The organism is Rathayibacter sp. VKM Ac-2760, assembly GCF_009834185.1.
Classification (GTDB): domain Bacteria; phylum Actinomycetota; class Actinomycetes; order Actinomycetales; family Microbacteriaceae; genus Rathayibacter.
The window spans coordinates 1,151,304-1,171,621 of record NZ_CP047173.1 but is presented as its reverse complement, the minus strand read 5'-3'; the positions used below and the strand labels follow the sequence as shown (position 1 = coordinate 1,171,621).

Sequence of the window (20,318 nt, the reverse complement as noted above, 5' to 3'; positions counted from 1 at the left end):
GGGGGCGTGCGAGCAGGGGCCGTGCGAGCGGGGGCCGCGCGAGCGAGCGCGACCCGAGGGCTCACTTCCCTCCTCCCAGCGCGCAGGACCGCACCGAGACCGGCAGCGCGACCGCCGGAAGCGGCCGCAGCTCCGCCGAGACGTCGACGCAGACGAGTCCGGCCTCCGCCGACGTCGCGACGCTCGCGCGCGCATCCGCCCGCCCGACCGGCCGCCCGGGGTCGTCCCCCCGCGACAGCGATCGCGCCCCGTCGGCCGCCGCGTCGACGAGCCGCACGTACTGCGCCGACGCCGCCACCGATCCGAGGCAGAGCGCCAGCACCACCACGACGGCCGGCAGCACCACCGCGAGCTCCGCCGTCGCGGACCCCTCCTCGCCCCGGCGGTCGTCGCCGATCCCCTTCGCGATGCCCTCCGCTCTCGTCGTCGCCGGAGCCCGGCCCGGGCACCGCACCGCTCATCCCGCCGAGGTCAGCGCCCGGGTGACCAGGTCCGTGAGGATCCCGCGCACCTCGTCACCCTTGAGGATCACCACCAGCAGACCCGCGAAGCCGACCGCGGCCATGGTGGCGATCGCGTACTCCGCCGTCGCGGAGCCCTCCTCGTCACCCCACCCGTGCAGCGACCCCGCCTCCCACGCGGGCCGTGGGAAGCGCTCCGGCCCGGCGCCGCTCCTCGCCGCTCCGATTGCGCCCGCACGGATCGTCCCCGCCCCGTTCCTCCGACTGCCGTCCATCTCTCGCTCCGTTCGTCGTCACTGCCCCCACTCGAGGATCGCCGAGCCCGGCACCGGGCGGAGACGCCGTCGGCCGAACAGTGGAGAGAAGAGGAAGGAGCGCCCTGTGGAGAGCCCTCGCGCACCCGCGCACCCGCTCACCCGCTCACCCCTGACCGGCGAACGTCGACAGCAGCACCGAGATCATCATCGGAGCCACGCCCAGCAGCAGGAACGCCGGCAGCACGCACACACCCAGCGGCAGCAGCAGCGTCACCCCGAGCCTCGCCGCCCGCTCCCGCGCCTCGGACGCCGCCCGCACCCGAGCCAGTGCGGCCTCGCTCCGCAGCAGCCGGCCCGCGGGGACGCCCGCCGCGCTCGACAGCGCCAGCACCGGCTCCGCGGCCGCCAGCGCGGACGGCCCCGAAGCGAGCCGCACTCGGCGAGCGCCGCCAGCACCCGCTCCCGGCCGCCCCGATCGAGCCGCCGCCCGCGAGCGCCACCGCGAGCAGGTCGAGCGCCAGGCCCGGCGCGGGATCGCCGGGTCCGGCTCCCCGGACGAGGCGCCGCGTCCACACCGCGGCGCCGAGCATCAGGCCGAGCCCGCCGCCGAGGCAGACGAGTCCCGGCACCGTGCCGAGCAGGACACCGAGCACGTCGAAGCCGAGCAGCGTCCCGAAGCCGAGCGCCACGAGCGGCAGCCCGCCGACGACGCGGCTCGTCGCGAGCGGACCCGCCAGGGCGACCTCGATGTCCCGCCGCGCTCGGCCGAGCTCCCGCATCGACTCCGCCAGCTCGGCGAGAGCCGCGGCGATCGGCGCCCCGGAGTCGGCGGCGACCCGCCAGCAGGCGGCGAGGGCCGCCCACGCGGTCTCCTCGCCGCGATCGTGCGGCCGCCGCGCGACGCTCCTCGCCCGGCGCCCGGCGCGCACGCCTGCCCAGGTCCCCTCCCCTCGGCGCCCGCGGGCACACCGGCCAGGATCGCCACCGTGACGTCCCCGCCGTGGGCCGCCTCGACCGCCACGGCGCGCAGCAGCCTGCGGCGGCGCGCCCGCACCCGCCGCCTCCGAGCCGTCCGACGCCGCGAGGTGTCCGAGCGCCGACGCGGGCGCGACTCCCGCCGCGAGCAGCACCGCCAGGCGGTGCACGACGGCGGCCACCTCGTCGATCCCCGCGTCGCGCCTCACAGCGAGGACCGCCGCGGCAGGGCGCCCTGCTCGATCCGCAGCCGCCCGCCGTCGTCGAGCCGGAAGCCGCCCGAGGCCGCGAGCCGGCGCCGGCCGTTCCTCCGCTCGAGGTGCAGCACCAGATCGATCGCGCTGACCGTCTGCCGCGCGACCGCCTCCGGCCCCAACCCGGCGAGTGAGCCGAGCGCCTCCAGCCGCGCGGGGACGTCGGCGAGCGAGTTCGCGTGCAGAGTCCCCGCTCCGCCGTCGTGCCCGGTGTTCAGCGCCGACAGCAGATCGCGCAGCTCGACGCCGCGGCACTCGCCGAGGACGAGCCGGTTCGGCCGCATCCGCAGTGCCTCGCGGACGAGGCGGTCCAGACCGACGCCGCCGGCTCCCTCGAGATTCGGCTGGCGCGCCTCGAGCGAGACGACGTGCGGATGCACCGGCCGCAGCTCCCCGACGTCCTCGATCACGACCAGGCGCTCGTGCGGCGGCGCGCAGCCCAGGAGGGCGCCGAGGAGCGTGGTCTTGCCCGATCCGCCGGCGCCCGTGACCAGGAGGTTCCAGCGCGCGTCGACGGCACGGCGCAGCAGGCTGCGGCCCGCATCGTCGAGCATCCCCGCCGCGTGCAGCTCGTCGAGGCTCCAGGCGTCGGCCCGCGGGACGCGCACCGAGATCAGCGTCCCCGCGGTCGCGACCGGCGGCAGCACCACGTGCACGCGGACACCGTGCTTCAGCCGCACGTCCACGCACGGGCTCGCCTCGTCGACATGCCGCCCGCCGGCCGCGACCAGTGACACCGCGAGCCGCCGGGCGCCTGCGGCGTCGAGCGTCCAGGACGGGACCCGGACGGCCCCGCCGCCGCGGTCGAGCCAGAGACCGGAGTCCCCGTTGACGAAGAGGTCGGTGACCGCCGGATCGGCGGCGAACGGCGCGAGCAGGCCGAGCGCCGCCGCCGCCGGGCGGACCGGCGCGGGCTCGGAGACCGCTGCAGGAGCGCCGGCGTCCGGCGGACGCGGTGCCGCCGAGCGGTAGGCGGCGGGGACGAGCGGGACGAATCCGGTGGTCATCCGGGAACGCTAGGGGTCCACGCCGTCCGCGGGGCGCTGAGCGGACCGGTGCGGTGGAGAGCACGGCGGAGGACCTACCTGGGGAGGAGCGGCGAGCCTCGGCTCGCGGGCCCCGCGCAGTCCGGCGCGCCGAAGGTCTTCCGCCGCTGAAGGCTCATGGGACGAACTCGGGCACGCGATTCATGCTCCGGCTCGCCGGAACCGACCGATCCGGCGCGCCCGAACTGATTCCGCGAGCCGGAGCCGGCCCCACCCGAACTCGGGCACGCGATTCGAACTCCGGCTCGCCCGATCCGCCTCATCCGACGTGCCCGAGCTGATTCCACGAGCCGGAGCCGGCCCCACCCGAACTCGGGCACGCGATTCGAACTCCGGCTCGCCCAATCCGCCCCATCCGACGTGCCCGAGCTGATTCCACGAGCCGGAGCCGGCCCCACCCGAACTCGGGCACGCAATTCGAACTCCGGCTCGCCGGAACCGCCCGATCCGACGTGCCCGAGCTGATTCCGCGAGCCGGAGATGTCCGCTCGCAGTCAGGCCTCGCGATCCGCCCTCCGGCACGGAGGATCCGCTGGATGGGCGCGCTCGGGCCCCCCGCGGATCATCCCGCGCGGGACCCGACCACATGCGGACCGGGCGCGGCCCGGTCCCGATGCATCTTCCGAGGGAGCGACGTGCTCGACCGGCGGAAGGAAGAGAAGGGGGCGGCACCCATTGGGGGGAACAGGTGCCGCCTCGGCGGCGCTGGATTGGGGGGAATCACTCGCGCCGCTGAGCCGAAGTTCATTCGGCCGTATGCAACGTTAGGGCACCGGAGCCGATTCGCCAAGTCCGATTCGGCTTCTGAGCCGACTCTTCACGAAACCGCGCCGGACGGTCAGCTTCACGCCTCCCCCTCGCGGCGTCGGAGCCTGCCGCTACGGTGGTGCCGAGCCGACCACGCCGGTCGGCGCACGTCGCACTCGCGAAGGAGCGAATCGCAGATGTCCACACCCCTCGACGAGACGGCGGCCGCAGGCTCGAGCGCCATCGACAGCCTCCAGCAGGAGACGCGCCGCTTCCCGCCGCCCGCCGAGTTCGCCGCCGACGCCGCCGCCACCCGAGCACTCGCCGAGCAGGCCGCCGCCGACCGTCTCGCCTTCTGGGCCGACCGCAGCCGCGAGCTGCTGCACTGGCACCGCCCGTTCACGCGCACGCTCGACTGGAGCGAGCCGCCCTTCGCGAAGTGGTTCGACGACGGCGAGCTGAACGTCGCCTACAACTGCCTCGACCGGCACGTCCTGGCCGGCCACGGCGACCGCGTCGCGCTGCACTGGGAGGGCGAGCCCGGCGACAGCCGCGATCTCACCTACACGGAGCTCACCGCCGAGGTGAAGCGCGCGGCCAACCTCTTCACGAGCCTGGGCGTGCGGGCCGGCGACCGCGTCGCGATCTACCTCCCGATGATCCCGGAGGCCGTCATCGCGATGCTCGCGGTCGCCCGGCTCGGCGCCGTGCACTCCGTCGTCTTCGGCGGCTTCAGCGCCGAGAGCCTGCGCGCCCGCATCGACGACGCGGAGGCGACGCTCGTCGTCACGGCCGACGGCGGCTGGCGCAAGGGCTCGGTCTTCCCGCTCAAGCCCGCGGTCGACGCGGCGCTCGCGCTCGACGGCGGCGGCTCCATGGTCGAGCACGTCCTCGTCGTCCGCCGCGGCGGCAACACCGTCGAGTGGAGCGCGGGCCGCGACCTGTGGTGGCACGAGGAGATCGTCGCGGTGGACGCCGACCACGTCGCCCGCGCCTTCCCCGCCGAGCAGCCGCTGTTCATCCTCTACACCAGCGGCACGACCGGGAAGCCGAAGGGCATCCTGCACACCAGCGGCGGCTACCTCACCCAGGTCGCGTACACCCACCGCACCGTCTTCGACCTGAAGCCCGAGACCGACGTCTTCTGGTGCACCGCCGACGTCGGCTGGATCACCGGGCACAGCTACGTGGTCTACGGGCCGCTCGCCAACGGCGCGACGCAGGTGATGTACGAGGGCACCCCCGACACCCCGCACGCCGGCCGCTGGTGGGAGATCGTCGAGAAGCACGGCGTGACGATCCTCTACGCCGCGCCCACGGCGATCCGCACGTTCATGAAGCTCGGCCGCCAGATCCCGCAGCGCTTCGACCTGTCGAGCCTGCGCCTGCTCGGCTCGGTCGGCGAGCCGATCAACCCGGAGGCGTGGGTCTGGTACCGCGACGTCATCGGCGGCGGCCGCACCCCGATCGTCGACACCTGGTGGCAGACCGAGACGGGCGCGATCATGGTCTCCCCCCTGCCCGGCCTGACCACGCTGAAGCCGGGATCGGCGCAGGTCCCCGTCCCCGGGATCTCGATCGACGTCGTCGACGACTCCGGCGCCCCGGTCGGCGCCGGCTCCGGCGGCCTGCTCGTCATCACCGAGCCGTGGCCGTCGATGCTGCGCGGCATCTGGGGCGATCCGGACCGCTACGTCGAGACCTACTGGTCGAAGTTCGGCGACCGCTACTTCGCCGGCGACGGCGCACGGCTGGACGAGGACGGCGACCTCTGGCTCCTCGGCCGCGTCGACGACGTGATGAACATCTCCGGCCACCGCCTGTCCACGGCGGAGATCGAGTCGGCCCTCGTCTCGCACCCGGTGGTCGCGGAGGCGGCCGTGGTGGGCGCGGCGGACGAGACCACCGGCCAGGCCGTGGTCGCCTTCGTCATCGCGAAGGCGAGCCAGGCGGAGGCGCTCGCCGGCGGCCACGACGAGCTCGAGGCGACGCTCAAGGCCCACGTGGCCGAGCACATCGGAGCGATAGCCCGGCCGAAGCGGATCTTCCTCGTCCAGGAGCTGCCGAAGACCCGCTCCGGCAAGATCATGCGGCGTCTCCTGCGCGATGTCGCCGAGGGCCGCGCCGTCGGCGACACGACGACGCTCGCCGACACCCAGGTGATGGCCGTCATCTCCTCCGCGGTCGCCGCCGAGGACTGAGCCGGCAACGTCGAAGGGCGCCGCCTCCCGCGAGGGAGAGCGGCGCCCTTCGACGTCGTGCCAGGGTCCGCGTCAGGCGAACGCGACGATCAGCTCGACCTCGACCGGAGCGTCGAGCGGGAGCTCCGCCACGCCGACGGCCGAGCGCGCGTGCCGCCCCGCCTCGCCGAAGATGTCGCCGAGCACCTCGGACGCCCCGTTGATGACTCCGGGCTGGCCGTTGAAGCCCGGCGCGGAGGCGACGAAGCCGGTCACCTTGACGATCCGGGTCACCCGGTCGAGCGAGCCGATCACGTCGGCGACCGCGGCGAGCGCGTTCAGCGCGCAGACGCGGGCCAGGTCCTTCGCGACCTCGGGCTCGACGCCCGCGCCGACCTTGCCGGTCGCCGGCAGGGCGCCGTCCACGAACGGGATCTGCCCCGCTGTGAAGACCAGGTGGCCGTCCACGACCGCCGGCACATAGGCGCCCGCGGGCACCGCCACCGCGGGGAGCTCGATGCCCAGCTCGGCCAGGCGCTCGGCGATCACGCGCCGGCCTCCGCGACCTGGCGCTTGAGGTAGGCCACAAGCCCGCCCTCGGGACCGGTGACGATCTGCACGAGCTCCCAGCCCTCGGAGCCCCAGGTGTTCAGGATCGCGGTGGTGTTGTGGATCATCAGCGGCGTCGTGATGTATTCCCAGCGGGGGACGGACATGGCTCTCCTCGTGAGGCAGGGATGCGGATGCCGGGCGCACCGCACCCGGAGGAGTCGGTGCCGGCGGGTCGAGCGCCGCGTCCCGTGTCAGGAGCGGCGGTTACGCTGATTCTATGTCGGGGGCAGTCGGGAACAGGATCGTCACATCCATCGGCGCCGCGGTCGGCGGACTGATCGGGATCGTCGCCATGAGCGTCGTCGCCGGAGTCCTCGTCGCGGCGTCGGTCACTCCGGCGATCGCGCTCGGCGGCATGGCAGCGAACAACACCGTCACCATGTTCGACAACCTCCCCGGGTACCTCGAGATCGGCACGCTCGCCGAGAAGAGCGACGTGTATGCGAAGGACGCGAACGGCGGCGACGTGCTCCTGGCCTCGTTCTACGCGCAGAACCGCGTCGAGGTCGGCTGGGACGACATCTCGCCCTTCGTGAAGGACGCCGTGGTCGCCTCGGAGGACCCGCGCTTCTACGAGCACGGCGGCATCGACCTGCTCGGCACGATCCGCGCCGCGGCCACGGTCGCCTCGGGCGGCAATGTCCAGGGCGGCTCGTCGATCACCCAGCAGTACGTGAAGAACGTGCTGGTGCAGAAGGCGGAGGCGCTCTCGGATCCGATCGAGCGCGACGCCGCCTACCGCGAGGCCACCGAGACCACCGCCGAGCGGAAGGTCGCCGAGATGCGGCTCTCGATCGGGCTCGAGAAGGAGTATCCGAAGAACGACATCCTGCTCGGCTACCTCAACATCGCGCTCTTCGGCGGCACCGTCTACGGCATCGAGGCGGCCGCCCGCTACTACTTCGGCACGAGCGCCCGCGACCTCACCCTGGCGCAGTCCGCCGCCCTGATCGCGATCGTCAACAACCCGGAGAAGTTCCGCTTCGACCGGCCCGACGACCCGGCCAACCTCGCCGTCGAGGGCTACCCCGAGACGCTGAACCGCCGCAACTACATCCTCACCCGAATGGGGATCGAGTCGAAGGTCACGCCGGACCAGATCGCCGAGGCGTCCGCGACGCCGGTCGTCCCCGCCATCACCGAGCCGAGCACCGGCTGCCAGACGGCCGGGATCTCCGCCTACTTCTGCGACTACGTGACCTGGGTGATCAAGAACGACGACGCCTTCGGCGCCAGCCAGGACGAGCGCGACGCGACCTTCAAGCGCGGCGGCTACCAGATCTACACGACCCTCGACTCGGATCTGCAGGAGGCGGCGGTCGCCGCTACCGAGGACTGGGTGCCGAAGTCGATGGCCAGGGTGAACATCGGCAGCGCGAGCGTCTCGGTCGAGGTCGGCACCGGCCGCATCCTCGCGATGACGCAGAACAAGGACTACTCGAACGACCCCGACGTCAGCGGCGCCAACTACACCAGCGTCAACTACAGCACCGACTTCGGCTACGGCGGCTCCAGCGGCTTCCAGGTCGGCTCGACCTACAAGGTCTTCACTCTCGCCGAGTGGCTGCAGGAGGGCCGCGCTCTGAACGAGACCGTCGACGGCACCCGTCGCGCCTACACGACCTTCCGCGACAGCTGCGAGCCCGACGGCACCTATTACGGCGAGCCCTGGGACCCCAAGAACGACGAGGGCGGCAACGGCGGGGTCTACTCCGCGCTCGACGCGACGAAGGGCTCGATCAACACCGGCTTCGCCGCGATGGCGCAGCAGCTCGACCTCTGCGGCATCCGCAACACCGCGCTCGCGATGGGGGTGCACCGCGCCGACGGCACCGAGCTGCAGAAGTTCGCGCCGACCATCCTCGGCACCAACGAGATCGCGCCGCTGACGATGGCGACCGCCTTCGCCGGCTTCGCGAACAAGGGCACCGTCTGCACGCCGATCGCGATCGACCGGATCGTCGACCGCGGCGGCGCCGATGTCGCCCCGCCGGCGAGCACCTGCACGCAGGGGATGTCCGAGGAGGTCGCCGCGACCGCCGACTTCGCCCTGCAGCAGGTGATGACCGGCGGCACCGGTCGCGCCTCGGCCACCGGCACCGGCGTCCCGCACATCGGCAAGACCGGCACCACCGACAACGCGGTGCACACCTGGATGGTCGGAGCCAGCACGGAGGTCGCGACGGCGACCTGGGTCGGCAACGTCAGCGGCTTCACCTCGATGCGCGGCTTCAGCCTCAATAGGGTGAACGCCGGGCAGGTGCGCCACCAGATCTGGCCGCGGATCATGCGCGTCGCCGACCAGAAGTACGGCGGATCGGCCTTCCCCGCGCCGCAGCGGTCGCTCGTCGAGGCGCCGCAGCAGGCGGTCCCCGAGGTGACCGGCCAGAATCCGGCCGCCGCCACCGCGCGCCTGCGCGAGCTCGGCTTCGTCGTGTCGGTCGATCTGACCCGCGTCCCCTCCGACCGCCCGGCCGGCTCGGTCGCGCAGACGAACCCGCCGGCCGGCTCGCGACTCTCCCGCGGTGCCGCGATCTCGCTGCAGATCAGCGCCGGGCCGTCCACCCCTCCCCCCGGCGGCTGAGCAGCGGGCCGTCACCCGGGCGGTGTCCGGCAGAATGAACGCGGTCGCTCCCGCGGCCGGCCCCGACGAGAGAAGGATCCATGACCGGACGCAGCGCTCGCCCCCTCACCACGGCCCTCGCCGCCGCCGCCGTCGCCGGGAGCGCCGCCGCCGTCTGGGGCATCGCGATCGAGCGGACGATGTTCACCGTCCGCCACGTCCCCGTCCCCGTCCTCCCCGCCGGATCCGCGCCGCTGCGGATCCTGCACGTCTCGGACCTGCACATGGCGCCCTGGCAGACGAAGAAGCAGGACTGGCTCCGCTCCCTCACCGCGCTCGCTCCCGACCTGATCGTCGACACCGGCGACAACCTGGGCCACCGCGACGGCGTCCTCGGGATCCGCCGGGCGCTCGAGCCCTTCGCCGGCGTCCCCGGCGTGTTCGTGAACGGCTCGAACGACTACTTCGGCCCGCGGGTCAAGAACCCGCTGCGCTACTTCAGCGGTCCGTCGAAGAACCCTGCGCAGAACGCCACCGACCTCGACACCCGCGCGCTGACCGGCTTCTTCACCGACGAGCTCGGCTGGCAGGACCTCAACAACACGGCGCACAGCCTGACGGTGCGCGGCACCCGGGTCGAGCTCTTCGGCGTCGACGACCCGCACATCGGCCTCGACCGGATCGACCTCGTCGCGGGCGCCGTGGACGAGCTGCGCGCCGCGGAGGACGAGGCGCCCGGCGTCAGCATCGGCGTCGCGCACGCGCCCTACCAGCGCATCCTCGACGACTTCGTCGCCCGCGGCGCCGAGGTGATCCTCGCGGGGCACACCCACGGCGGCCAGATCTGCGTGCCCGGCTTCGGCGCCCTGGTCACCAACTGCGACATCCCGCGCGACAAGGTCTCCGGCTTCTCCGGCTGGGACAACGGCCTGCGCAGCGCGCACCTCAACGTCTCCGCCGGAGTGGGCACGTCGATCTACGCGCCGGTGCGCTTCGCCTGCCGCCCCGAGGTCAGCCTGGTGACCCTCGAGCCGGTGGCCTGAGCCGGCGACCTGAGCCGACCGCCTGAGCCGACCGCTCGACGGGGGGCTCGAGGGGTCCGCGGCGGGTGTCCGTCACCGCCGCCGAAATCGGCTACTATTGACGAGGCTCGTGAGCGGTTCACCGCGAACAGTCCACCGGGGTGTGGCGCAGCTTGGTAGCGCGCCTCGTTCGGGACGAGGAGGTCGTGGGTTCGAATCCCGCTACCCCGACCGGTGAGAAGCCCGGCCAGGATCGATGATCCGGGCCGGGCTTCGTCGTTTCCGGGACCGTCGTTCCCGAGGCTGTCCTTCCAGCGCCCGTCGTTCCAGCGCCCGTCGTTCCCGGCGCCGTCGTTCCCGCGACCGGACGGCGGACGCCAGCGCCTGGTCGATTCGGCGCCGACGCGTCGGTGACCGGGGACGCCCGGGCACACTGAAGGCTTCCTGCCGTCGCCGTCGACGCGCGCCCATCCCTCCCACCGCGGCGAGCTCTCGCCGAGAGGAGCACCGTGCCCCGATCGCTGAGCCGGATCACCGTCGTCGCCGCCGCGGCCTATCTGCTCGTCCTCGCCGTCGTCCTGCTGTGGCCGGAGCCGGTCGACGGCGGGCACCTGGGCGGCGTCGCGCGCGCGACGGTGCAGTCGGCCCCCGGGGGCCACCGCTTCGCCGTCTACGACCTGATCGAGGGAACCGCGAACGTGCTGCTCTTCGTGCCCCTCGGGCTCCTCGCGTCGCTGCACCTGCCCCCGCGCCGGGCCTGGATCGCGGTGCTGCTCGGCGCGCTGACGAGCTCCGCCGTCGAGACGGCCCAGCTCGTCCTCCTCCCCCACCGGCACGCCGACCTGCACGACGTGCTCGCGAACACCGTCGGTGCCGCCCTCGGCGCTCTCCTCGGCGCACTGCTGCGCCACCGGCTCCTGGCACGACGACGCCGGAGGGCTGCGGGGGAAGGCGACGCGCTCGCGCACGTCCCGCCCCGCGGCGCCTCCGGCGTCGTGGTGGATCAGCCGGTCCGCCGCTGAGCGATGGACCGGGGTGTCAGGTCAGCGACCGAGACCGCGGTACTCCCAGCCGGCAGCGCGCCACGCGTCCTGGTCGAGGCAGTTGCGGCCGTCGACGACGAGCTTCCCGGCGACCTTCTCGCCGGCGACGGCGGGGTCGATCGCGCGGAACTGCTTCCACTCGGTGACGACCACGACCGCATCGGCCCCGGCGAGCGCCTCGTCGAGGTCGGTCGTGTAGCTGATGTCGGGGTAGCGGCGGCGCGCGTTCTCGATCGCCTCGGGGTCGGTCGCGACCACGTCGGCACCCAGGTCGTGGAAGCGCTTGGCCACGTCGAGCGACGGCGAGTCGCGGACGTCGTCCGACTCCGGCTTGAACGCGAGGCCGAGGACGGCGATCTTCTTGCCGTCGATCGATCCACCGAGGCCGTCGATGACGATGTCGATGACGCGCTGACGGGCGCGCAGGTTGATCGCGTCGACCTCCTTGAGGAAGGCGATCGAGTCGCCGACGCCGAGCTCCTCGGCGCGAGCCGAGAAGGCGCGGATGTCCTTCGGCAGGCAGCCGCCGCCGAAGCCGATCCCGGCGTTGAGGAACTTGCGGCCGATGCGCACGTCGTAGCCGATCGCGTCGGCGAGCTGCGTCACGTCCGCGCCGGTCACCTCGGCGATCTCGGCGATCGCGTTGATGAAGGAGATCTTGGTGGCGAGGAAGGCGTTGGCCGAGACCTTGACCAGCTCGGCGGTCGCGTAGTCCGTGACGACGAGCGGGGTGTCGTTCGCCAGCGCCGTGGCGTAGACCTCGTCGAGCGTCGCTTTCGCGGCGTCGCCGGCCGCGCCCTTCGGCACGCCGTAGACGAGCCGGTCGGGGCTGATGGTGTCCTCGACGGCGAAGCCCTCGCGGAGGAACTCCGGGTTCCAGGCGAGCGTCGCGCCGCTGCCGGCGATCCGCTCGGCCAGTCGCGCCGCCGTGCCGACCGGGACGGTCGACTTGCCGACGACGAGCGAGTCGGCCGTGAGCAGGGGCAGGATGCCGTCGATCGCGGCGTCCACGTAGGTCATGTCGGCCGCGTTCTCGCCCTTCTTCTGCGGAGTGCCGACCGCGATGAAGTGCACCGCCGCGCCAGCGGCGTCGGCCGTGTCGGTCGAGAAGCGGAGGCGGCCGGAGGCGACTCCGGAGGACAGGAGCTCGGGGAGGCCGGGCTCGAAGAACGGCGCGTTTCCGGCGGCGAGCGCCTCGATCTTCGCGGGGTCCACATCGATGCCGATGACGTCGTGGCCGAGCTCGGCCATCGCGGCGGCGTGGACGGCTCCGAGGTAGCCGCAACCAATGACAGAAAGCTTCACGGGGTTTCTCCGAATCGTAGGCGGGTCGATGTCGCGTCGGCGACTGCGGGAGGGAGGAAGGGATGGGGCCGGCACGACCCGCGCGGTGCGCGCGATGTCATCGCCGCGCCAATGCTCGCAGATCGCGGGAGATGTCGCGGACGGCCGAGGCGATCTCCTGAGCGACGCGGGTGTGGGTGCTCTCGCTGCGGCCGATCGGATCGTCGATGTCGTCGTCGCCGCGCGGCGCCCTGCCGCGGTGGGCGGCGGCGAGCCGCACCACGGCGCGCAGGCGCGCGGCCGGGTCCTCTATGTCGGGGAGCGGCACCTCCGCGACCACGAAGGGCAGTACGCGGGCGAACTCGCGGAGGGTGAATCCGCGGAGCAGGAGTGCCGGGTGGCGCCTCGAGGCGTCGACGAGGTGCTCGCGGGTCATCGCGAGCATCAGGTCGGCCTCGCCGGCGAGCGACTCGGTGAGCTTCGCGCTCAGGTGGCCGGCGGTGTCGCCGCCGAGCTCGGCCGACAGGCGCGCCGAGGTCGGCTCCATCGGGTAGCCGTCGCGGGTCTGCACGCCCGCGCTGCGGAAGGCCAGCAGCGGCTCGCCGCTCGGAGCGGTCAGCGCGCCGAGCTCGGCGCGCAGCAGCTGCTCGGCCATCGGCGAGCGGCAGATGTTGCCGGTGCAGACGGCGAGGACGGTGAAGACGGGAGCCGACGACACCGGGGCGCCCTGCGGGCTCCAGCCGCGTCGCGGGCGGCGCGAGCCGTCGTCCCCCGGGAACACCACGCCCGGCCGCTCAGACAGCGGTCGTGGCGGGCGTCGGGGCCGGAGCCGGCTCCGACTCCGCGTCCGGACGGGCGCCCGACTTCTGCGACCCGTAGTAGCTCGTGTAGTAGTAGCCGTAGCCGCGGCCGACCTGACCGCGCGGGGGCACGCGGTTGAGGATCACGCCGAGGGTGTGGCCGCTGACGCGCTCGAGGTTCTGGATCGCCTTGCCGAGCTCGTCCGTCGTCGTCCTGCCGGCCGAGATGACGACGAGGGCGCCGTCGGTGCGGGCGGTGAGGATCGCACCGTCGGTCACGGGAAGCAGCGGAGGAGCGTCCACGATCACGATCGCCTCGCGGGCGATCTCGTGCAGCAGGATGTCCATCCCGTTCGAGCCGAGCAGCTCGCTCGGGTTCGGCGGGATCGAGCCGGCGCCGAGGATCCAGAGGTTCCCCGAGGGGCCCCAGGGCTGGAGAACGTCCTGCAGCTCGGCCTTGCCGATCAGCAGGTCGGTGAGGCCGACGCCGGGGACGAGACCGAAGGACTTCGCGACCGTGGGCTTGCGGAGGTCGCCGTCGACGACGACCGTGCGCTGCCCGGAGGCGGCGAGGGTGACGGCGAGGTTCGCGGTCACGGTCGACTTGCCGTCAGAGGGGAGCGGACTCGTCACGACGATGATGCGCGGCGGGCTGTCCACGTTCATGAACTGCAGGTTCGTCCGCAGCTCGCGCAGCGCCTCGGCGAGCGCGTGCTTGCCGTCGGACTTCACGTAGTCGGTGGTGTCCGCCTCGGGCACGATGCGGTTCGCGTCGGTCAGCCGCTTGTCGATCGGCAGGGTGCCGACCACGGGCAGGTCGAAGAGGCGCTCGACCGTCTCGGCGGTGCGGATGCGGCGGTCGAGGGCGTTGCGCACGAAGGCGTAGACGAGACCGAGCACGAGGCCGGCCAGCGCGCCGACGGCGAGGACGAGCCGGAGGTTCGGGAACTCGGGGGCCGAGGGCAGGGCCGCCGCCTGGACGCCCTGCAGGCTCACCGTGTCGCCGGCGCCGGTCTCCTGGTTCACCTGCTGGATGCGGGTCGCGATCGCGTCGACCCAGGCGTCCGCCAGGGTGCGCGCGCCCTCCGGCGTGGAGGCCGTGGCGCGGACGACGAGGATCGGCGACTCCGGGTCCGGGGTGACCTCGACCGCTGTGACGAGCGTCTCCGCGGAGACGTCGAGACCGAGGTTCGCGATGACGATCTCGGCGACGTTCCGCGACTGCGCGATCGGGACGAAGGTGAGCAGGCTCGACTTCGCGACCGAGTCGGCGATCTGACGCAGATAGATGGCCTGGCTGGGGTCGCCCCCCGCATCGGCCACGGCCACGGAGACCAGGCCCTGCGCCTCGGACGCGTAGCGCGGCTTCTGTGTCAGCGACCAGCCGTAGGCGACGAGGGTGCCGAGGAGGACGGCGGCGACGATGGCGAGCCAGTGATCGCGGAGAAGTCGGAGGACGTCTCTAAGTTCCACAGTGTCAAGTTCCTTCACTGGTTCGGACCGAACGGCGAGCGCCGGAGACGGGCTTAGGAATTGTTGCACGGCCGTGTATCGGCCCCGTTTCGCCCGCGGTCAGATCTGCACCCCGTCCGGGGTGGGCTGCGGTGGAGTCGCTCTCGCGATCAGTCCGAGACCCTCGAGCTCCTCGACGGCGACGGCGACGGCGGACGCCGCATCGATCCCGTCCGGCGGCGTCCCGAGCTCCGCGAGCACGGCGTCGACGAGGGCCGGCAGGTCGACGCCGCGGCCGGCCGCGCGCCAGATCGACGGGCCGACTCCGGAGAGCCGGATCAGCGTGTTCTCGCGGAAGACGACGATCTCGCCACCGGGCAGCAGCAGCGCGTCGTCGACGGCGGCCCGCAGCACGGCGCCCTCCGCGATGCGCTCCTCGGCCTCGATCGGCAGGGGGACGACCTCGGCCCAGATCGGCGGAGCGACCCCGGCGGGAGCGGCGAAGAGGCCCTCGATCAGACCGGTCACCTGCTCCGCCTCGGAGTAGACCAGACGTCTCACGCCACCTGTCGCGCTCAGCGCTCCGACGAGGGAGCTGAGCGAGCGGGGCCGGGCGGCGAGATAGGAGGTCTGCGGGACCAGCTCGTCGAGGGCGTCGACCGGATCCACCTCCTCGAGGCGCGGCTCGGCGACGCCGTCGCGGCGGTCGAGCAGGACGACAGCGGCGAGGGTCAGCGGCGCATCCGGCACGGGACGCAGGCCGAGCGACCGGGGCGAGAGCTGCGCCTTCGGTGCCGGAACGGTCGCGGGCTTCACCGAGAGCGGCTTCGGATACGGCAGTACCCGGCCCTCGGCGGTGACCGCGACCGTCTCGTCGGTGACGTAGCCGAAGCGCGCGCCGAGCGCCCGCGAGGCGGTCGTCTTGCCCGTGCCGGAGGCGGCCACGAAGGCGAGGACCCGGCCGTCGTCCGCGGCGATCCCGCAGGCGTGCAGCATCAGCAGATCGCCGCGCCGCTCGCCGATCGCCTCGAGGGTGAGCGTGGAGGTGAGGGACTCCTCGAGCTGGGCGACCGAGCTCGCGAGGACGCGCACGCCCTCGGTCTCGGTCGTGGCGCCGGCGACGTCTGCGCGCAGCACCCGGGCGTCCGGCGTCTCGGGGGCGGCGCACGCCGCCCAGCTCGAGCGGATCCGCGCGACGTCCTCCCCGGACACCCCCGGACCGAGCTCGACGCGGAACGGGACCTCGAGGATCGCGAGCGAGAGACGGCGCGACGCGCCGGGCACCGAGCCGGTCAATAGGCGCCGTCGCGCGCGAGCACGGCCCGCGCGGTCTTGAAGAGGATGACGATGTCGCCGGTCATCGACCAGTTCTCCACGTAGTACAGGTCCAGGCGGACGGTGTCCTCCCAGGAGAGGTTCGAGCGCCCGCTGACCTGCCAGAGGCCCGTGATGCCGGGCTTCATCAGGAAGCGGCGGTGCACGTGCTCCTCGTACTGCTCGACCTCGCGCGCCAGCGGCGGCCTCGGGCCGATCAGCGACATGTCGCCGCGGAAGACGTTGAGGAACTGCGGCAGCTCGTCGAGGCTGAAGCGGCGCAGGATCGTCCCGACCTTGGTGACCCGCGGGTCCTTCGCCATCTTGAAGAGGATGCTGTTGCCCTCGTCGCGCTGCTGCGCCGCGAGCGCGGCCAGCTGCGCCTCGGCGTCGACCACCATCGAGCGGAACTTCAGCATCTCGAAGGTCGAGCCGTTCAGCCCGATGCGCTCCTGGCGGAACAGGACCGGACCGGTGCTCGTCGTCTTCACCAGCACGGCCACGACGATCAGCACCGGGGCGCTGAGGATGATCAGCATCGTCGAGGCCGCGATGTCGAACAGGCGCTTGGCGAAGCGCTGGCGGCCGTCGAACCGCGGGGTCTCCACGTGGATGAGCGGCAGGCCGGCGACGGGGCGGGTGTGGATCCGCGGACCACCGATGTCGGTGAGGCTCGGCGCCACGACCAGGTGCTCGCGGCCGGGCTCGAGGGTCCAGCTGAGCTCGCGGATGCGCTGCGGCGCGAGCTCGTCGGAGCTCGTGACCACCACGGTGTCGGCGCCGGTGGCGTCCATGACGGCGCGGACCCCGTCGATCCCGGAGAACCCGTGCAGAGAGAGGCCGGCGAGCTCGGGCTCCGTGGTCAGCGCCTCGGCACCGCCGACGGAGGTGGAGACCGCGCCGACCAGCTTGTAGCCGGCCTCGGTGCCACGGCGGAGCTCCCGGGCGGTGTGCAGCACGCTCCCGCGCGAGCCGAGCAGGACGACCTGGCTGGAGAAGCGGCCGACCTTGCGCTGCCGGGTGAGCCAGGAGCGCCAGACCACGCGGCCGACGCAGATCAGCAGGATGCCGGCCGGGAACGCGGTGATGATGTAGCCGCGCGCCAGCAGGATCTGCAGGAGGTAGGCGATGATCGCGACGATGCCGAACAGCCAGATCGAGGCGTCGACGATGCGGCGGTACTCGACGTAGCCGGTGCCGATGATGCGGCGGTCGCGGGTGTCGAAGACCTGCAGCGCGAGGAGCCAGCCGACCGAGAGCACGACCGAGACCCAGGTGTAGTTGACCGCGATGTCGACGGGGTTGTTGAAGCCCACGTCGGAGTTGAGGTCGAGATCGAACCAGACGAGCTGGGTGCCGAAGACCGAGAGCAGGATCGCGACCACGTCCGTGGCGAGGAGGCGCCGGCGGTAGTCCTGCTCCCAGGACGGACGTCGCTTCTGCGGTGTCTCCTGCGTCGTCATCGAACCCCCCGGCCTCGCGTGCTGCTTCGGAAGGCCTGCGTGCGTTTCCGGTGATGTCACGCCCGCAAGGCTACCCACATCCTTGTTTCGGATGGGTCACGCACAGTGAGCGGATCTCGGCACCGTCAGCCGCGCAGTCGCCCCCGGCTCTCCTGCAGATAGCAGGAACCGCAGAGCGACTCGTAGGTGACCTCGGCGCCGTCGATCGCGACCTGGTCGCCGTCGAAGACGAAGCGACCGTCGAGCACCCGGCCGTTGAAGATCGCCTTGCGGCCGCAGCGGCAGATGGTCTTGAGCTCCTCGAGGCTGTGCGCGATCTCGAGGAGCCGCCTGCTTCCGGGGAACGCGGCGGTCCGGAAGTCGGTCCGGATGCCGTAGGCGAGCACCGGCACGTTCTCGAGGATCGCGATCCGGAGCAGATCGTCGACGTGCGCCTCGGGCAGGAACTGCGCCTCGTCGACGAGCAGCGCGCTCACGTCGCGGGCCGTCTCGGCGAGCACGCGCTGCCGCGCGGCGGAGAAGACGGCGACCGGATCGCCGTCCGGCTCGAACAGGATGTCCACCGGACGGGTCACGCCGAGCCGGGACACGATCAGCTCGTCGCCCTTGGTGTCGACGGCCGGTTTCGCGAGCAGCACCCGGTGCCCGCGCTCCTCGTAGTTGTGGGCGGCCTGCAGGAGCGAGGTGCTCTTGCCGCTGTTCATCGCTCCGTAGCGGAAGTAGAGCTTCGCCATCAGTTCCCGTCTCTGCTCGGTCGCGGGGTGCTCCCGCGCGCTGCGCTCGGCGTGGTCGTCGTGGTCGTGGTCGGTCCGGTCGCTTCGGTCGGTCCGGTCACTCGAGGAAGCCGTCCTCGGCCGCGCGGCGGATCAGGTCGGCCCGCCGGCTCGCGGGGCGACCGACCTTGACGTACTTCTGGCGGACCCGGCGGAGGTAGGTCTTCGCCGTCTCGAACTGCACGTTCATCTTGGCCGCGACCTCGGGGGTGCTGGAGCCGGAGACGTAGAGCCGCAGCGCCTCCAGCTCCCCCGCGCTCAGCCGGGGCCGCTGCTGCGCGGCCACGCCGATCGGGAGCGGGCGCCACTGCGAAGCGGAACCGGCGGTCGAGCGCATCGCCATCGCCGAGCGGGCCGCCTCCATCACGTCCTGCATCGACTGCGCCTTGGTGAGGTGCCGCGCGGCCCCCGCACGGAGCGACCGGTCGCGGATCTCGGCGTCCTCGTGCTCCGCGAGGACGATCACCGTGGCGCCCGCGGCGCGGCAGGTGCGGATCCGGGCCTCGATCGAGATCGGCTCGCGCAGCTCGAAGTCCATCACGACCAGCTGGGTCGGGAAGACGGTGCTGGTGACGAGCTCCATCCAGGTGCCGGCGCTCACGACGAGCTCGAAGTCGGGGGCGTTCGCCGCGATCCAGCTGCTCATGCTGTCGAGGAGGAGCTCGTGGTCGTCGAGCAGGCCGAGGCGGACCGGGCGGGCCTCCTCGTCGGCGGCCCGGGCGGAGGAGCCGGACGACGGCTCACCGGGGCGAGGGAGCATGCGACGATCCTAGCCGCGGCGGGGGCGACGACCGCGGCAGGCTCAGAACAGCGTCGGCTGGCCGACCCCGGGCAGAACCGAGGCTCCGTCCTCGCCGAGCTCACGCAGGATCAGCCCGCCGTGCCGCAGGCCGCCGGACCCGCGCTCCTCGCCGCCGAGCGTCCGCAGCAGGCCGAGCGAGGGCAGGGCCGACGCTCCGCGGGCGGTCGGGCCGAGCGCGGAGGAGCGCATCGAGCCGGTCGCCGGGTCCGGCTCGCCCTCCGTCAGCCGGTGGTCGCGCATCAACGGCCGGATCCGCGCGGAGAGCCAGCGGCGGTACTCCGCCGGCGCGTAGGCGGCGCGCCCGGGATAGAGGGAGCGGTAGCGGTCGAGCAGCTCCGGATGCTCCTCGCCGAGCCACTGCAGGAACCACTCCTTCACTCCGGGCTTGAGGTAGAGCGTCGAGTACATGATCGTGCTCGCGCCCGCCTCACGGCAGGCCCGGAGCGACGCGTCGAGGTGGGCGCGGGTGTCGGTGAGGAACGGCAGGATCGGCATCAGGAAGACCGAGCACTCGAAGCCGGCCTCGCGCGCAGCCGTGACGGTCGCCAGCCGGGCCGCGGCGGAGGGCGCGCCGGGCTCGATCGAGCGCTGCAGGTCCTCGTCGAAGACGGCGATCGAGACGCCGAGATCGACCGGCACGCTCTCGGCCGCCTCGCGCAGCAGCGGCAGGTCGCGCCGGAGCAGCGACCCCTTGGTCAGGATCGAGAGCGGCGTGCCCGAGGCGGCCAGCGCAGCGATGATCCCCGGCATCAGCCGGTACCGCCCCTCCGCCCGCTGGTAGGGGTCGGTGTTGGTGCCGAGTGCGACCGGATGCCGCTCCCAGCTCGGCCGCGCGAGCTCGCGGGCGAGCACCTCGGCGACGTTCACCTTGACGACGATCTGCGAGTCGAAGTCGCGCCCGCCGTCGAACTCGAGGTACTCGTGCGTCGGCCGGGCGAAGCAGTAGGTGCAGGCGTGCGTGCAGCCGCGCATCGGATTGATCGTCCAGCCGAACGGCATCTTCGACGAGGAGTGCACGCGGTTGAGCGCCGACTTGGCGAGCACCTCGTAGAAGGTGATGCCCTCGAAGTCCGGAGTGCGGACCGTGCGGACGAGCTCGGTCAGCTTGACGAGCCCCGGGAGCGCGGCCTCGTCCGCCGCGCCGATCGCCTGCCCGCTCCACCTCATACGTCCATTAGAACATGTGTTCGAACGTTTCGGCGGGTCCCGTCGAGATCAGTCCGTCGCGCCCGACCTTCGCTGGTCGAGTAGCCGCGAAGCGGCGTATCGA

Annotated in this window: 18 protein-coding genes and 1 tRNA gene; 5 read left to right on the top strand and 14 right to left on the bottom strand. The window is 72.7% G+C overall.

The window, feature by feature from the left end; all coding sequences use genetic code 11:
* Positions 1-61 precede the first annotated feature (61 nt).
* The 4 genes from GSU72_RS05215 to GSU72_RS05200 form a co-directional block, all read right to left on the bottom strand.
* Entirely contained in the window at positions 62-454 is a 393-nt protein-coding gene (locus tag GSU72_RS05215; protein WP_244255984.1) for a TadE family type IV pilus minor pilin, read from the bottom strand.
* Positions 455-457: 3 nt separating this feature from the next.
* Entirely contained in the window at positions 458-622 is a 165-nt protein-coding gene (locus GSU72_RS21480; RefSeq protein WP_244256088.1) for a DUF4244 domain-containing protein, read from the bottom strand.
* Positions 623-881: 259 nt separating this feature from the next.
* Positions 882-1,154, bottom strand: a complete 273-nt coding sequence (locus tag GSU72_RS05205; RefSeq protein WP_159984097.1) for a hypothetical protein — start codon at positions 1,152-1,154, stop codon at positions 882-884.
* Positions 1,155-1,898: 744 nt separating this feature from the next.
* Positions 1,899-2,954 (bottom strand): TadA family conjugal transfer-associated ATPase, encoded by a 1,056-nt coding sequence (locus tag GSU72_RS05200; RefSeq protein WP_159984096.1) that lies wholly within the window; start codon positions 2,952-2,954, stop codon positions 1,899-1,901.
* A 983-nt stretch (positions 2,955-3,937) separates the two neighbouring features.
* Here GSU72_RS05200 and acs point away from each other — a divergent pair.
* Complete coding sequence (gene acs, locus GSU72_RS05195; RefSeq protein ID WP_159984095.1) at positions 3,938-5,941, top strand: acetate--CoA ligase; 2,004 nt, start codon at positions 3,938-3,940, stop codon at positions 5,939-5,941.
* Between the two features lie 72 nt (positions 5,942-6,013).
* Here the strand turns inward: acs and GSU72_RS05190 are convergent, their stop codons facing one another.
* Positions 6,014-6,469 carry a RidA family protein gene (locus GSU72_RS05190; RefSeq protein WP_208545154.1) on the bottom strand — a complete coding sequence of 152 codons (456 nt, stop codon included), beginning with the start codon at positions 6,467-6,469 and terminating at the stop codon, positions 6,014-6,016.
* Positions 6,466-6,636 carry a hypothetical protein gene (locus tag GSU72_RS21190; protein WP_167306095.1) on the bottom strand — a complete coding sequence of 57 codons (171 nt, stop codon included), beginning with the start codon at positions 6,634-6,636 and terminating at the stop codon, positions 6,466-6,468. Before GSU72_RS21190 ends, GSU72_RS05190 begins: the two co-directional genes overlap by 4 nt.
* 113 nt (positions 6,637-6,749) lie before the next feature.
* On the opposite strand from GSU72_RS21190, the gene GSU72_RS05185 reads away from it, so the two are divergent.
* The 4 genes from GSU72_RS05185 (at position 6,750) to GSU72_RS05170 (ending at position 11,139) form a co-directional block, all read left to right on the top strand.
* The gene (locus GSU72_RS05185) at positions 6,750-9,116 is read left to right on the top strand and encodes a transglycosylase domain-containing protein (RefSeq protein WP_159984094.1); all 2,367 of its coding nucleotides are present in this window, start codon (positions 6,750-6,752) and stop codon (positions 9,114-9,116) included.
* 80 nt (positions 9,117-9,196) lie between these two features.
* Positions 9,197-10,138 carry a metallophosphoesterase gene (locus GSU72_RS05180; RefSeq protein WP_159984093.1) on the top strand — a complete coding sequence of 314 codons (942 nt, stop codon included), beginning with the start codon at positions 9,197-9,199 and terminating at the stop codon, positions 10,136-10,138.
* Positions 10,139-10,274: 136 nt separating this feature from the next.
* Positions 10,275-10,348, top strand: a tRNA-Pro gene (locus tag GSU72_RS05175).
* A 278-nt stretch (positions 10,349-10,626) separates the two neighbouring features.
* Positions 10,627-11,139, top strand: a complete 513-nt coding sequence (locus GSU72_RS05170) for a VanZ family protein (protein ID WP_159984092.1) — start codon at positions 10,627-10,629, stop codon at positions 11,137-11,139.
* A 21-nt stretch (positions 11,140-11,160) separates the two neighbouring features.
* On the opposite strand, the gene GSU72_RS05165 is transcribed toward GSU72_RS05170, so the two are convergent.
* The 8 genes from GSU72_RS05165 to GSU72_RS05130 all read right to left on the bottom strand — a co-directional run bounded on the left by GSU72_RS05165 (position 11,161) and on the right by GSU72_RS05130 (position 20,215).
* Complete coding sequence (locus GSU72_RS05165) at positions 11,161-12,465, bottom strand: UDP-glucose/GDP-mannose dehydrogenase family protein (RefSeq protein ID WP_159984091.1); 1,305 nt, start codon at positions 12,463-12,465, stop codon at positions 11,161-11,163.
* A 97-nt stretch (positions 12,466-12,562) separates the two neighbouring features.
* On the bottom strand, positions 12,563-13,228 hold the full coding sequence (locus tag GSU72_RS05160) for a hypothetical protein (protein WP_159984090.1): 666 nt from the start codon (positions 13,226-13,228) through the stop codon (positions 12,563-12,565).
* A gap of 10 nt (positions 13,229-13,238) precedes the next feature.
* Positions 13,239-14,717: a polysaccharide biosynthesis tyrosine autokinase gene (locus tag GSU72_RS05155; protein WP_244255983.1), complete on the bottom strand. Its 1,479-nt coding sequence runs from the start codon at positions 14,715-14,717 to the stop codon at positions 13,239-13,241.
* Between the two features lie 99 nt (positions 14,718-14,816).
* Positions 14,817-15,980, bottom strand: coding sequence for a hypothetical protein (locus GSU72_RS05150; RefSeq protein ID WP_159984088.1), 1,164 nt, complete (start codon positions 15,978-15,980; stop codon positions 14,817-14,819).
* Between the two features lie 8 nt (positions 15,981-15,988).
* Positions 15,989-17,473, bottom strand: coding sequence for a sugar transferase (locus GSU72_RS05145; protein ID WP_159984087.1), 1,485 nt, complete (start codon positions 17,471-17,473; stop codon positions 15,989-15,991).
* A gap of 125 nt (positions 17,474-17,598) precedes the next feature.
* Positions 17,599-18,207 carry a thymidine kinase gene (locus GSU72_RS05140; protein ID WP_159984086.1) on the bottom strand — a complete coding sequence of 203 codons (609 nt, stop codon included), beginning with the start codon at positions 18,205-18,207 and terminating at the stop codon, positions 17,599-17,601.
* A gap of 97 nt (positions 18,208-18,304) precedes the next feature.
* On the bottom strand, positions 18,305-19,006 hold the full coding sequence (locus tag GSU72_RS05135) for a DNA-binding response regulator (RefSeq protein WP_244255982.1): 702 nt from the start codon (positions 19,004-19,006) through the stop codon (positions 18,305-18,307).
* A gap of 42 nt (positions 19,007-19,048) precedes the next feature.
* Positions 19,049-20,215 carry an Rv2578c family radical SAM protein gene (locus tag GSU72_RS05130; RefSeq protein WP_159984085.1) on the bottom strand — a complete coding sequence of 389 codons (1,167 nt, stop codon included), beginning with the start codon at positions 20,213-20,215 and terminating at the stop codon, positions 19,049-19,051.
* Positions 20,216-20,318 lie beyond the last annotated feature (103 nt).

Excerpts from the sequence above, each read along its gene's own strand:
- GSU72_RS05200 (WP_159984096.1), bottom strand. The coding sequence starts at position 2,954 with ATGACCACCGGATTCGTCCCGCTCGTCCCCGCCGCCTACCGCTCGGCG.
- acs (WP_159984095.1), top strand. The coding sequence starts at position 3,938 with ATGTCCACACCCCTCGACGAGACGGCGGCCGCAGGCTCGAGCGCCATC.
- GSU72_RS21190 (WP_167306095.1), bottom strand. The coding sequence starts at position 6,636 with ATGTCCGTCCCCCGCTGGGAATACATCACGACGCCGCTGATGATCCAC.
- GSU72_RS05185 (WP_159984094.1), top strand. The coding sequence starts at position 6,750 with ATGTCGGGGGCAGTCGGGAACAGGATCGTCACATCCATCGGCGCCGCG.
- GSU72_RS05180 (WP_159984093.1), top strand. The coding sequence starts at position 9,197 with ATGACCGGACGCAGCGCTCGCCCCCTCACCACGGCCCTCGCCGCCGCC.
- GSU72_RS05145 (WP_159984087.1), bottom strand. The coding sequence starts at position 17,473 with ATGACGACGCAGGAGACACCGCAGAAGCGACGTCCGTCCTGGGAGCAG.
- GSU72_RS05140 (WP_159984086.1), bottom strand. The coding sequence starts at position 18,207 with ATGGCGAAGCTCTACTTCCGCTACGGAGCGATGAACAGCGGCAAGAGC.
- GSU72_RS05135 (WP_244255982.1), bottom strand. The coding sequence starts at position 19,006 with ATGCTCCCTCGCCCCGGTGAGCCGTCGTCCGGCTCCTCCGCCCGGGCC.
- GSU72_RS05130 (WP_159984085.1), bottom strand. The coding sequence starts at position 20,215 with ATGAGGTGGAGCGGGCAGGCGATCGGCGCGGCGGACGAGGCCGCGCTC.